The organism is Cyanobacteria bacterium QS_8_64_29 (assembly GCA_003022125.1).
Taxonomy (GTDB): Bacteria; Cyanobacteriota; Cyanobacteriia; order Cyanobacteriales; family Rubidibacteraceae; genus QS-8-64-29.
This window is the reverse complement of sequence record PXQH01000002.1, coordinates 24,096-36,639: the sequence shown is the minus strand read 5'-3', so window position 1 is coordinate 36,639 and position 12,544 is coordinate 24,096. Positions and strand designations below refer to the sequence as shown.

The window sequence follows — 12,544 nt, the reverse complement described above, 5'->3', positions numbered from 1 at the left end:
TACGCCCAGCAAAGGCGCTCCACCAATTAGCGTGGGGCGCTTTTTAGTTTGCTCGAGTTGCTCGGCCATGCCCCAAGACCGCATCACCGTCACGATCGCGCTGTTTGCCATCTATCGGGATGCCTTTGGTGTCGAGCGGCTCGAGCGCGAGTTCCCGCCCCAAACCCCCGTCAAGGCCGTACTGGAGCAGCTCATCGCCGAGCGCCCCGAGCTGGCCCCGTGGCGCGAGCTGACCGATTTGGGCATCGGCGATGGCTTCGTCCCTCCCGACACGCACTTGCGCGATGGGGACGAAGTCGTGCTAATCCCGCCCGTGAGCGGGGGCAGTCCGCAGCCACAATAATCCCGACAAAATAGCTCGGCTATAATTGATCCGGCCCTGGGGGTGTGTTACTATCCGCCAGCACTGACAGGGAGCAATCCAGGTCCTGCCGATGACCCAGGCGATGCCCATTTCCGATCAGTCGGCGCAGCCCGCCACCTTCACCCAGTTGGTCTCTAAAGAAGGGGGTGCGACGTACGACCTGCGCCCGATCCACGTGTGCGAAGAAACCTTTGCCCCCCTCGAGGTTGCCTACGACTACGAGGCCATCCGGCAGCAAGTTAGCCGCGAGGCGATCGCCACAGGACCCAACTCCATTTGGCGCTACCAGCCGTTTTTGCCCGTCGCTAGCCCTGACCCCATCGATGTAGGCACGGGGATGACTCCCCTGGTTGAGTCGAAGCGGCTGGCCCACCGCTTGGGGCTCAACAAGCTCTACATCAAAAACGATGCCGTCAACGTCCCCAGCTTGAGCTTTAAGGACCGGGTCGTAGCAGTCGCCCTCTCGCGCGCGCGCGAGTTTGGCTTCGATACGGTGGCCTGCGCCAGTACGGGGAATTTGGCTAACTCGACGGCCGCGATCGCCGCCCACGCCGGCCTGAATTGTTGCGTGTTCATCCCGGCCGATCTGGAGGCGGGCAAAATCGTGGGTACGCTGGCCTACAACCCCACTGTCATGGCAGTGCAGGGCAACTACGACCAGGTCAACCGCCTCTGTAGCGAAATTGCCAACACCTACGATTGGGGCATTGTCAACATCAACCTGCGCCCTTACTACTCGGAGGGGTCTAAGACCCTGGCGTTCGAGGTAGCCGAGCAACTGGGGTGGCAGCTTCCCGATCGGATCGTTTGTCCCATTGCCTCTGGGTCGCTGTTCACCAAGCTGCAGAAAGGCTTCCAAGAATTGGTCAAAACGGGCTTGGTTCCCCAGTACGCCACGCGCTTTAGCGGCGCGCAAGCCCAAGGTTGCTCCCCGGTGGCTCAAGCCTTTCAGGCCGGCCGCGACTTTGTCGATCCGGTCAAACCCGATACAATCGCCAAATCAATTGCCATTGGCAACCCGGCCGACGGCGCTTATGCCTTGGATACGGCGCGCGAGACGGACGGCGAGATTGAGGCAGTGACCGATGCCGAGATTGTTGAAGGCATCAAGCTGCTAGCCGAAACGGAAGGCATCTTCACCGAGACGGCCGGGGGTACGACTGTTGCCGTGCTGAAAAAGTTGGCCGAAGCCGGCCGGATCGATCCCAATGAGACCATGGTTGCCTACATCACCGGCAATGGGCTCAAAACGCAAGAAGCCCTTCAGGACTGCATTGGCGAGCCGATCGCCATCGAGGCCAAACTCAGTAGCTTCGAGCAGGCTTGGGCGCGCTCGCAGTCCCGCGATGGGCAACAGGTCTTGGTACGATCGGGCCGCTAGCCCTAACAGCGCAACAACGCGAGAGCGATCGCTTATGGCCGTGAAGGTTTTGATTCCAACCGTCCTGCAGAAATATACCAACGAGCAAGCCACAGTGGAGTGCAGTGGCAGTAACGTCAGCGAGCTTTTGGATGCGCTTGAAGCGAACTGCCCCGGCATCAAGGGGCGCCTGCGCGATGAAAGCGGCAAGCCCCATCGCTTTTTAAACTTCTACGTCAACAGCGAGGACATCCGCTTTCTGGACGGGCCCCAAACGGCACTACAGGACGGCGATGAGGTCAGCATCGTACCGGCTGTAGCCGGCGGCTAGCCCCAGCGCGCCTCCGTCTCGGCTCGCAAGCCCAAAGGCCGATCCGCTCGCCAGGTTGCTGGCCAGGGAGCGGTTGGTACTAGCGGATGGGTTAAGATAATTTAAACAATCCACCAACCCGCTGCTGGGCAACGCGAGGACCGAGGGCAGTGGCAGAGAGCTTAACCAGCGCGCCAATGGCAGAACAAACTTCCTCTAACCCCGAACGAGCACAACAGCAGCACGAAGCCCACGAAAGCGCTGCTCCTGCTGCCGAGGAGGCCAGTGAGGCAGAGGGCGAGCAAAAGCAGGCCAAAGCGGCCGGCAAGCGCCAGTCCAAGGCCAGCGCTAGTAAGGGTGGCGCCAGTCAATCCCAGTCCGCGCAAGAAAAAGCCGAGGGCGGCAAAAAGCAAAAGAAACCCAAACTGGAAGACAAGCCCTTTACCGAGTTCATTCAGCAGGACTATCTGCCCCGCTTGCAAGAAGCGGCGCAGCAAGCAGGCATTGCGGATCTGGAACTAAGCTTTACCCAAGGAGCCGTTCCCATCCCCAACGGGGAACAACCGGAACAGTGCTCGCAGGTGGTGGGAACGTGGCACAACGGGACGCTCAAGTTCATCCTCTACTTTCTGGATGAGGACATCAGCAGCCAGAAGGCGTTTACCCATCAAGTCGAAGGCGCGTCCCCCAGCACGGTCGAGCCGTTCATGATTGACGAGCGCAAAGTCACCTTGGAGCTGCTCGTTTTGTACGTGCTCGAGCGCATCAACTCGTACAAGTGGCTGGCGGGCAACTGACGCTTGCGTCCTGCTTGGCAGGCGTTGCAACTCTTAACGACTGCTGCCGGCCAAGCGGGGCGCGCGGTTGATACACTTGAAGAAGTCCGATCCGTTACTTGGTAGCGAGCGCGAGCAGCCATGGTTGAAATCCAGAACCGGACGGATTCGCAGCAGCCGTCAACCCAGGGGCAGCAAGTCAAAGAAACGCTGCTAACGCCCAACTTCTATACTACAGACTTTGAAGCAATGGCGCGGATGGACATTTCGCCCAACGAAGAAGAGTTGCGGGCGATTTTGGAAGAGTTCCGTGCCGATTACAACAAAAAGCATTTCATTCGGGACGAAGAATTCAACCAGTCGTGGCAAGACCTCGATCCCGAAACGCAGAAGCTATTCGTCCAGTTCCTGGAGCGCTCTTGTACGGCCGAGTTTTCCGGTTTTTTGCTGTACAAGGAGTTGGGTCGGCGCCTCAAAGATCGCAACCCCATTTTGGCCGAGTGCTTTACGCTCATGTCGCGGGACGAAGCCCGCCACTCGGGTTTTCTCAACAAGGCCATGGGCGATTTCAATATGGCCCTCGACCTGAAGTTTTTGACGCAGAATAAAAAGTACACTTTCTTTAAGCCCAAGTTCGTCTTCTACGCCACCTACCTGTCGGAAAAAATCGGCTATTGGCGCTATATCACCATCTACCGGCACCTAGAAGCCCATCCCGAGAAGCGTTTTTATCCGCTTTTCCGGTTTTTCAAAAATTGGTGCCAAGACGAGAACCGGCATGGGGATTTCTTTGACGCCGTCATGAAGTCGCAGCCCCACCTGGTTAACGGCTGGCTGGCCCGGTTGTGGTGCCGCTTTTTCTTGTTAGCCGTGTTTGGCGTCATGTACCTGCGCGACGTGCAGGAACCTGGCCTTTATAAAGCCTTAGGGCTCGATGCGCGCGAGTACGATCGCTACGTTATCCGCAAGACCAACGAAACGGCAGGTCGCGTCTTTCCCGTGACGCTTAACGTCGATCACCCTGAGTTCTATCCGCGGCTCGAGCAGTGCGTGAGCAACAACGAGCGGCTAGTTGAAATCGAGTCGACGCAAGCGCCGCGGTGGCTCAAGTCCCTCCGCAAGCTGCCGTATAAGGTCTCGAACGCGTGGCAGTTCGTGCGGCTGTATCTCATCAGGCCCTACGACGCCGTTCCCCAGCAAGCAACCGTGCGCTAGCTGGTTCCCAAACGGTGTTTCCTCGCGCCGGCATTCCGATTGGGGGTGCGGGCCAGAATGCCGCTTGGGTAAGGTGAGTTACTTGCTAAATGCGCAAGCCAAGGGCTGCCTGCTAGCGTAGATGGGAACTTGCTAGCGATCGCGCCGTTGTTGGAGCAGAACGATACGCCGCGATTGCATCCTCAGGGAGGATCCCCAATGGTCAAAAAAACACTCTTAACAGGCGGGACAGCGGCTGCTCTACTGCTGGCCGGTAGCGTGCCCGGACTCGCTCAGAACCAGCAGCAGTCATCCCAAACAGAGCAGTCGTCCCAAGCAGAGTCGCAGCAATCCCAGACGCAACCCAGCCAGGTTGAGCCGGCCCAAGACGTTAGCTCGGCTGAGTTGGACCAATTTGCCCAAGCTCTGCAAAAAATCCGGCAAATCCAAAAGCAAACCCAGCAAAAACGACTTAAGGCGATCGAGCGCTCGGAGCTCAACCAGCAAAAGTTTTTCGCTATCCTGAAATCAAAGCAATCAAAATCGCAATTCCAAGACAGTTCATCGGGTCAATCCCAGGCAGAACCCGATGCAACGCAGGCTGAAATGCAGGAGTTCCGGCGCGTCAGTCAAAAGCTCATGCAGCTTCAAAAACAGGCCAATTCCCAGAAGCAACAAGCAGTCGAGCAAGTAGGGTTGAATCGCCAGCGCTTTAACCGGATCCTGGCAGCCCTAAAGCAAGACACAGAACTGCGCAAGCGCTTGCAGCAGACCATGCAGGACTCCCAAGGGTCTTAAGCGAGTCCATCGCTCCAATTTGATCCAATAAAGAGCAACCATCCGCGCTTGGCGCGGATGGTTTTTGCCCTGGAAGTTACTGCTCCACAGGTTTGGCAATGTCGCCCCTTTGTGGGGGACGCCCCGAGATGATTTTGCCCACGCTCGATTGGCGATCGGCTTGCGTCAGCTTGACTCGAGCGATAGAATCCGTTATGCGCCGGATCGCTTTCCCCGTTTCGGGATCGGTGACCTCGTTCGTGGCTCGCTCAATCGAGACAACCATTCCTTCGCGATAGCGATCACCCGATCCGCGATCTAAAACCACCTTGCCATCAGTCACCTCGGCAACTAGGGCCTCTTGGTTGGGAACGGCAGGCCCTAGCGATGCTAACTTGTCGTAATTCTGCTTGAGCGATTCTTCAGTGGCGAGCGTCAATAGCTTGGTTTGGTTCTCTGTGTCCGAACCAGCACTGCCAATGCCAAAAACGCTGACCTGCGTATCGGACTGGCTGGCCTTACCCTTGCCCTGGCCGGCTGTCAGGATATCGCCCGTATTGGTGCTGACAACGCGGTAGTTTAGGCCAACAAAGGCATCTTCTTCCTCAACGTTAGCAGCGATTCCAAACAAGCCACCGCCCGATTCTTGCTTTTGCAGGTCAAATTGATTGACCGAGCCAAAAACTACTGCTTCCACTCCCAAGACCTTGCCAATCTTGGCAGCCGTGCTGGAGTCAATGCGCCCGGATTGTCCTAAGTTCTGCTCGGCCAAGATGGTTTCGACTCGGCTGCGCTCGATGACGCGGTAGTCCGTTTTTTAAACGAGCTTTGAGATCAAGATATCGCTAACGCCGCTTGCCCCACCCTTGATAAAGGACAGCAATTGCGGGTTGCTGATACTGCTGAAGTCAAAATTGAGAACTGCGACGCGCGGCCGCTCCTGCTGCGAGCGTTGAGCGTCAGTAGCTTGCTCGGAAGCATCCTGCGCTTGCTGAGCAATTTGGTGTGCGGCTGCTGCCGGATTAGTCTGGGCGATTGGGAGACCGACCGCCAAACCAGCTGCAACCAAGGCAAATAGCGTACCCTGGCAATTTGCCCTAAGCTTAGACATGGCCTACTCCTGCGCACCGAGCAACATCGCTGGTTAAGGTAACAGCTTTGCTCGCGCCGGGGCAAAGTCATAATGTTTCGCTCGAATTGCAGTATTTATGGATCTCGCTAGCCGATCGCGCCTAGCAGCGCTGCAACAAGGGCAACGCTCGTGATCGCCAAGCCGGCTCCTAGCAGTAGTAACCCGCCTAACAGCAGTCCCACGGTGCCCCAAGCCGTGGCGGGCTCGCTGGTCGGTGCCTGCAGGTGCCGCTCAAGCAAGGCCAAGTTTTTGGCGTTAGCTTTCCAAGCGGCATCAAACAAGTCACCCAATGCGGGGACAGTGCCGGCGACCGTTTCCAGGGCAATATTGAAGGCCATGCGCGCCAGTAAAGCTGGGGAAGCCCCCAGCCGGGCGGCTTCGATAAGAATGTAAGCTGACAGCACCATGCCCAGCCCATCGCCTGCTGTCGGCAATAAGCCCAAGAGGGGATCCAGGCCGATGCGGATGCCCGTTCCGGGAATGGGGATGGCATTGTCGAGCAGGTAGCTGAGCGAGCGCAGGCGCGCCGGCACCCGATCGCGATCGCCCTCAGTCATCCTCAAGCGAGTCGCCTTCGCGCTCTTCGGGGTCGTCATCGGCATTCGGGCGTCGTTTTCCTCGGTTGCGAGGCAAGTGATCGGTAACGGCGTTGCTTAGGGTCTTGAGGCCGGTCCGAGGCGAGGTGGGGATGAGGCCAAGCGCTCGCTTGTCGCGCTCGGGCATTTGCTCGCTAACGGTGGCATTGAGCTGGTCGCCCAGTAGCAAAACCAGCGAGCTCATATAGAACCACAGCATCAGGACGATCACCGTTCCCACGGCACCGTAGATTTGGTTGTAGCGGCCGAAGTTGGCAACGTATAGCCGGAATAGGGCCGAGATGCCGGCCCAAGAGACCGCTGCCATGACGGCACCCGGCACGATGGGCACGCCCGGGGTTTTTTGACTGGGCCCGAACCGATAAACGAGGGCAAAAGCAGCCGCCACCGTTGCCAAGGCAAAGGGCCAGCTAAGTAGGCGCCAGACGGTCAGGATCCAGTCAACCCAGACGGCGTCGATAACGTAGGCTAAAAAGTGATCGACAACAAATTGCACGATGAAGTCGCTGATAAGAACCAAAAACGAGGCAACGACCAGCAACAGCATCGTGCCCAGGGTCAACACGATGGAAACGATCTTGGCTTTCCAAAACGGACGGCGCTGTTCGCGCGGAATGCGATGGATTTGATCGAGCGCGTTCATGGCCGCGCTTAGGGCAGCCGAGGAGATCCAAATGGCTGCCAAAAAGCTGATTGAGAGCAGGCTGCGGCTGCTGGATTCTTTGATGCTCTCAACGAATTCGTTGAGCAGCTCCCAAACTTGCTGGGGCGCAACGTTTTGCAGGGGTCGCGCCAGATCGGTCAGCGTCTCGCGAACGGTGGACTCAAACAGGCCGATCGCGGTGAGGATGGCAATCAGAGCCGGAAAGATGGCCAGGGTGGTGTTGTAGGCCATCTCGGCCGACAGTCCCACCAGGCGCCGCTGGAACGCTCGCGATACGGTCGTTTTGAGCGTTCCAAAGGTGACGTAGCGAAAAAAGCGAAAGAAGCGCCCGAACGGCATCAGCCCCTCTGCAATGCTGCCTCCAAGCTTGCCAAACGCAGTGCCCAGTGGCAGCCTCAAATGCCCAGTAGCAACTGCTGGGGCGCTAGAACCCCATCGCGCGAGCCACGGCATCGCCATTGGGGGCGATGCCCGAGCGGACCTCGGCCTGGCTGTACTGGATGGCGCAATCCGGATCCTTGAGGCCGTTGCCGGTCAGAACGCAAACCACAGTGGCATTGCTGGGGATGCGGTCCTTGACTTTGAGCAAGCCGGCGATGGCCGTTGCGCTGGCCGGCTCGCAAAAAATGCCTTCTTGGGCCCCCAGCCAGCGGTAGGCATCTAGGATGGCGGCATCGGAGACGCGATCGAAGGCCCCTTGACTGGCAGCTCGGACATCGAGCGCGCTTTGCCAGTTGGCCGGATTGCCAATGCGAATGGCAGTTGCCACCGTTTGGGGCGAGGTGACTGGAGCGCCGCTGACAGTCGGCGCGGCACCTTCGGATTGGAATCCCATCATGTGGGGCAGGCGATGGCAATAACCTGCCGAATGGTATTCGCAGAACCCCATCCAATAAGCGCTGATGTTGCCGGCATTCCCCACCGGAATGGCGAGCCAGTCCGGGCTATCGCCCAAGCCGTCAACCACCTCAAAGGCTGCCGTTTTTTGGCCCTGAAGGCGGTAAGGGTTGATGGAGTTAACGAGCGTGACCGGGTAGCGCTCGGCCATCTCTTTGACTAGGTGCAGGCAGGTGTCGAAATTGCCATCAATGGCCAGAACCTCGGCCCCGTAAACGAGCGCCTGGGCTAGCTTGCCCAGCGCAACGTAGCCTTCAGGGACCAGCACAAAGGTTCGCAACCCAGCCCGACTGGCGTAGGCGGCTGCCGAGGCCGAGGTATTGCCCGTGCTGGCACAAATGACAGCTTGCGCGCCAGCTTCCTGCGCTTTCGAGATCGTGACGCTCATGCCGCGATCTTTGAAGCTGCCTGTTGGGTTCAGACCATCGTATTTGGCAAAAACGCGGACGCCACGCCCGATTTGGCGAGCCACTGAAGGCAGCGGCAGCAACGGGGTGTTGCCTTCTGAGAGCGTGACGGTTGGCGTTGCCTCGGTAGCCGGCAAAAAACCGCGGTAAGCTTCAAATACCCCCGGCCACTGCCCTGGGGCAGCGGAGAGATTGCTCGGATCGGCAGTTGATAGGCGTGCAGTCACGGGTCTCAGTCACTCGTTGCCTGGCTGCGGCCGTTGCATCCCACCAGTACAGCCCGCAGTTTAAGGTAGCGCCCAAAGTAACACAACTGGCGCTTGGCAACGCCGCCGTGCGCGCGCTTGTGCCTTGCAGAACGGTCCAGTGATTTTGCCCAGTCGCCAAAGGCAACCCCCTAAAATGGACGCTGAGCCGCGATGGCCCCCATCGCCGATACAATACGAGCGCCACCTTCGGCTCGCCGCGGCCAGCCGAGTTACTAGGCGCCACGTGCGCAGCGATCTGAGGTCGTGGAGCTAAAGTCGCTTTTCCAAACCGAAACGCCCATTGTAGGCGTCGTCCACCTGCTGCCGCTGCCCAGTTCTGCTCGATGGGGAGGCGACCTGCAAGCTGCCATCGATCGCGCCGAGCAAGAAGCGACGGCGCTAGCTGCCGGTGGGGTGGATGGCATTTTGGTGGAGAACTTTTTCGATACGCCTTTTGAAAAAGAGCACGTCGATCCGGCGGTCGTGAGCGCCATGACGCTGATCGTGCAGCGGCTGCAGAGCTTGGTCGTGCTGCCGGTGGGCATCAATGTGTTGCGCAACGATGCCCATAGCGCCATGGCCATTGCCAGCTGCACGGGGGCCAACTTCATTCGGGTCAATGTCTTGACTGGCGTGATGGCCACCGATCGCGGCTTGATTGAGGGCCCCGCCAATCAGCTGTTGCGCTACCGCCGCGAGTTGGGCAGCCAGGTCGCCATTTGGGCCGACGTGCTGGTCAAGCACGCCCAACCGCTGGGCCGCCCCAACTGGCCGGCCGCCGTCCGCGAAACGCTCGAGCGCGGCTTGGCCGATGCCGCCATCGTCACCGGTCCGGAGACCGGCGAAGCGCCCAGCCTGGGCGAGCTGCGCGCTGCAACCGATGCCGCCGGCGGCGCGCCGGTTTTGATCGGTAGCGGTGCCGATTGCGACAACGTGGCGCAGCTATTGCAAGCGGCTGACGGCGTTATTGCCGCCACCTCGCTCAAGCGGCACGGCCGGGTGAGCGACACCATCGATCCCATTCGCGTGAGCCAATTCGCCGAGGCGGCGCGCGCGGCGGCGACTGGGCCTGAGGAGTCGCAATCGAGCGCTTCCCTCAAGCTCTCCTCGTGAGTGACGCCGCCCGCTGCTTGCGCTAGAAAGAGGAAGCTGTCCCGACTGCATCGCTCATGACTCGCCGCCGCTCCGCTCCCTGGATCCATCGCTGGTCGCGGCCGCTGATGGGCGTGATCGCGACCGTAGGGGCCGTCCTGACCGCCTATTTGACCGCCGTCAAGCTCACGGGAGGCGCCGCTGCCTGTCCCAGCGGCGCCGCCGGCGGCGCTAGCGGCTGCGACAGCGTCCTGAGCAGTCCGTACGCCACCGTTTTTGGCCTGCCACTTGCCCTGTTTGGCTGCCTGGCGTACGCGAGCATGGCAGCGTTTGCGCTGGGCCCGCTGGCGGTCAACCGCGACACCAACAAAGCGCTCCGGCGCCGCCTGGAGGCAGGGAGCTGGCTGCTACTGCTGGCAGGTAGCACGGCCATGACCGCCTTTAGCGGCTACCTCATGTACGTGCTCGCTACCCAAATTCAGGCTCTTTGCCCCTACTGCATTGGCTCGGCAGTCTTCTCGCTCAGCCTGTTCGGCCTCACGATTGTCGGTCGGGACTGGGAGGATGTCGGCCAACTGCTGTTTGTCAGCATCGTCGCTGCCATGGTGACCCTGTTGGGGGCCTTGGGCATCTATGCCGATGTGGGCTCGGACTCGGTGGCGGCCTCCGGCCAACGCCAGCCTGTGCCTACCCCCACCAGCTCGCCCCAGCCCGGCAAGGGGTGGCCCATCGATACCGAATCTGGACCGGCCGAGATGGCCCTAGCCCGGCACTTGAGCGAGTTAGGCGCCACCATGTACGGGGCCTACTGGTGTCCCCACTGCGACCGGCAGAAAAACCTGTTCGGCCAAGAGGCCTTTGCCTTAATTAACTACGTCGAGTGCGATCCCGAGGGGCCCAACGCCCAGCCCAGCCAGTGCAAGGCTGCCAACATCAAGTCCTATCCCACCTGGCAGATTGAGGGCGAAACCTATCGCGGCACGATTCCGCTGGCGCAACTGGCTGAGATTAGCGGCTACCAAGGCCCCACGGAGTTTAAGTACAAGCTGCCCGGGCGCTAGAGCGGCGGTGATCGCCAGCAGCGATCACGCTGGAGCAGCACGTGCCGCTGCCAGTGGGGATCCGTTTGCGGGTAGTCCGTGCGGTAGTGTGCGCCGCGGCTCTCGGTTCGCGCGAGCGCACTTTGCAGTAGCGCCTGACCCAGATCCAGCAGGTTGAGGGTCTCGATGCAGCAGCGCAGGGTTTGGTGCGCCTGCTGCGAGGGCAGCGCGATGGCGCCGTCGGCCAGCGGGGCCAGCAGCTGTTGGCCCAGTGCCGTGCGCTCGCACTCGCGGCGCCAAGCGCGCACCTGGGCTAGCCCGTCCTCGAGCGAGCGGCCCTCGCGGCAGATGCCAGCCCGCTCCCAGAGTAGCGGCGGCAGGGCCGCGCGGATGGCGTCTATGCAGCGCGCGTCTGCTGCCCAGTCGGGCGCGATCACCTCAAGCGGCCGTTCGTTCCCCGAGCCGCTGCCGCGCTCGCGCGGTGCCGGCGGCCGTTCCATGGCGGCCAGCTGCCCGCCAAAGACCAGGCACTCCAGCAGCGAGTTGCTGGCCAGGCGGTTGGCCCCGTGCACCCCCGTATGGGCCGTCTCGCCAACGGCATAGACACCGGCCAGTGTGGTGGCCGCCCCCAGGTCCGCAGCCACCCCACCCATCCAATAGTGGGCGGCCGGGGCAACGGGGATGGGATCGTTTTGGGGATCGAGCCCCCCCCGCTGGCACTGCCGTATCAGGTTGGGAAAGCGCTGGTGCAGTCGCTGCGGCGGAATGGGGCGCAAATCGAGATAGGTAGCCCCATCGCCAGCTTGCCGGTGGCGTTCGAAAATGGCGCGGCTGACGGCATCGCGCGGGGCGAGCTCGCCATCGGGGTGGTAGTCGAAGGCAAAGCGATGGCCGCGGGCGTCAATCAGATGCGCCCCTTCCCCGCGAGCGGCCTCGCTCAGCAGGGCGTTGCCTGCTCCCGGCACTGCCAAAGTCGTGGGATGGAACTGCACGAATTCCATATCCCGCAACTGCGCCCCAGCCCGCCAGGCCATGGCCATGCCATCCCCGGTGCTGGCTGGGGGGTTGGTGGTGCGGGCAAAGGCCTGCCCGCCACCGCCGGTGGCCAGCACCACCGCCGAGGCCGGCACGCGTACCAGGCGATGGGCCCAGAGCATATCGGCGCCCTGGCAGCGTCCGGTGGGCGCATCCCAGACCAGATTGAGCGCCACCGCCGGCGACAGCAGCTGGATGTTATCGCGCTCCAGCACGCGCGCGCTCAGTGCCTCGACGATGGCGCGTCCCGTCTCGTCCGAGACATGAAGGATGCGCGGTTGCGAGTGCGCTGCCTCCAGCGTGGCAGCCAGCCCCGATCCCTCGCGATCGAAGGTAACCCCCCACTGCTGCAGCGCGCGAATGCGCTCGGGTGCCGCTTCCACCAACAGGCGCACGGTTTCGGGGATGCAGAGCCCGCCGCCAGCGCGGATGGTGTCCTGAAAGTGCTGCTTGGGGGAGTCGCTGCTGCCAATAGCGGCAGCAATTCCCCCTTGCGCCCAGCGGCTCGCCCCTTGCTGGAGGTCATCCTTGCAAGCGAGGCCGACGCGCCAAGTCTCAGGCAGGCAGAGCGCCGTATAGAGTCCGGCTGCCCCTGCCCCAATCACCAGGACATCCAACGGCGCCGGTCGCAAGGAGGTGGCAGTCACAATGG

14 protein-coding genes are annotated in these 12,544 nt (G+C 61.1%); 9 read left to right on the top strand and 5 right to left on the bottom strand.

The genetic code is table 11. The features are described 5' to 3' along the window. The first annotated feature begins 67 nt into the window (after positions 1-67). The 6 genes from BRC58_01005 to BRC58_00980 all read left to right on the top strand — a co-directional run bounded on the left by BRC58_01005 (position 68) and on the right by BRC58_00980 (position 4,802). On the top strand, positions 68-343 hold the full coding sequence (locus tag BRC58_01005; GenBank protein ID PSP19459.1) for a molybdopterin synthase sulfur carrier subunit: 276 nt from the start codon (positions 68-70) through the stop codon (positions 341-343). A gap of 91 nt (positions 344-434) precedes the next feature. Further along, the gene (locus tag BRC58_01000; GenBank protein ID PSP19387.1) at positions 435-1,745 is read left to right on the top strand and encodes a threonine synthase; all 1,311 of its coding nucleotides are present in this window, start codon (positions 435-437) and stop codon (positions 1,743-1,745) included. A 34-nt stretch (positions 1,746-1,779) separates the two neighbouring features. After that, positions 1,780-2,055: a molybdopterin synthase sulfur carrier subunit gene (locus tag BRC58_00995; GenBank protein ID PSP19386.1), complete on the top strand. Its 276-nt coding sequence runs from the start codon at positions 1,780-1,782 to the stop codon at positions 2,053-2,055. 176 nt (positions 2,056-2,231) lie between these two features. After that, positions 2,232-2,831 carry a DUF2996 domain-containing protein gene (locus tag BRC58_00990; GenBank protein ID PSP19385.1) on the top strand — a complete coding sequence of 200 codons (600 nt, stop codon included), beginning with the start codon at positions 2,232-2,234 and terminating at the stop codon, positions 2,829-2,831. A 120-nt stretch (positions 2,832-2,951) separates the two neighbouring features. Next, positions 2,952-4,025, top strand: coding sequence for a magnesium-protoporphyrin IX monomethyl ester (oxidative) cyclase (acsF, locus tag BRC58_00985; GenBank protein PSP19384.1), 1,074 nt, complete (start codon positions 2,952-2,954; stop codon positions 4,023-4,025). Positions 4,026-4,223: 198 nt separating this feature from the next. After that, positions 4,224-4,802: a hypothetical protein gene (locus BRC58_00980; GenBank protein ID PSP19383.1), complete on the top strand. Its 579-nt coding sequence runs from the start codon at positions 4,224-4,226 to the stop codon at positions 4,800-4,802. Between the two features lie 76 nt (positions 4,803-4,878). On the opposite strand, the gene BRC58_00975 is transcribed toward BRC58_00980, so the two are convergent. Then, positions 4,879-5,580: a penicillin-binding protein activator LpoB gene (locus BRC58_00975; GenBank protein PSP19382.1), complete on the bottom strand. Its 702-nt coding sequence runs from the start codon at positions 5,578-5,580 to the stop codon at positions 4,879-4,881. Between the two features lie 84 nt (positions 5,581-5,664). On the opposite strand from BRC58_00975, the gene BRC58_00970 reads away from it, so the two are divergent. Beyond that, a complete protein-coding gene (locus BRC58_00970; protein PSP19381.1) occupies positions 5,665-5,859 on the top strand; it encodes a hypothetical protein in 195 nt (64 codons plus the stop codon). A 140-nt stretch (positions 5,860-5,999) separates the two neighbouring features. On the opposite strand, the gene BRC58_00965 is transcribed toward BRC58_00970, so the two are convergent. The 3 genes from BRC58_00965 to BRC58_00955 form a co-directional block, all read right to left on the bottom strand. Next, positions 6,000-6,470, bottom strand: coding sequence for a DUF4112 domain-containing protein (locus BRC58_00965; GenBank protein PSP19380.1), 471 nt, complete (start codon positions 6,468-6,470; stop codon positions 6,000-6,002). Then, the gene (locus BRC58_00960; protein ID PSP19379.1) at positions 6,463-7,512 is read right to left on the bottom strand and encodes a ribonuclease BN; all 1,050 of its coding nucleotides are present in this window, start codon (positions 7,510-7,512) and stop codon (positions 6,463-6,465) included. The genes BRC58_00965 and BRC58_00960 overlap by 8 nt, the downstream gene beginning before the upstream one ends. Positions 7,513-7,597: 85 nt before the next feature. After that, positions 7,598-8,713, bottom strand: a complete 1,116-nt coding sequence (locus BRC58_00955) for a threonine synthase (protein ID PSP19378.1) — start codon at positions 8,711-8,713, stop codon at positions 7,598-7,600. Positions 8,714-8,989: 276 nt separating this feature from the next. On the opposite strand from BRC58_00955, the gene BRC58_00950 reads away from it, so the two are divergent. Beyond that, positions 8,990-9,838: a phosphorybosylanthranilate isomerase gene (locus tag BRC58_00950; protein PSP19377.1), complete on the top strand. Its 849-nt coding sequence runs from the start codon at positions 8,990-8,992 to the stop codon at positions 9,836-9,838. A gap of 56 nt (positions 9,839-9,894) precedes the next feature. Next, positions 9,895-10,878, top strand: coding sequence for a hypothetical protein (locus BRC58_00945; GenBank protein ID PSP19376.1), 984 nt, complete (start codon positions 9,895-9,897; stop codon positions 10,876-10,878). Here the strand turns inward: BRC58_00945 and nadB are convergent. Continuing rightward, positions 10,875-12,539 carry an L-aspartate oxidase gene (gene nadB, locus BRC58_00940; protein ID PSP19375.1) on the bottom strand — a complete coding sequence of 555 codons (1,665 nt, stop codon included), beginning with the start codon at positions 12,537-12,539 and terminating at the stop codon, positions 10,875-10,877. The two genes, BRC58_00945 and nadB, sit on opposite strands and share 4 nt — an antisense overlap. Positions 12,540-12,544 lie beyond the last annotated feature (5 nt).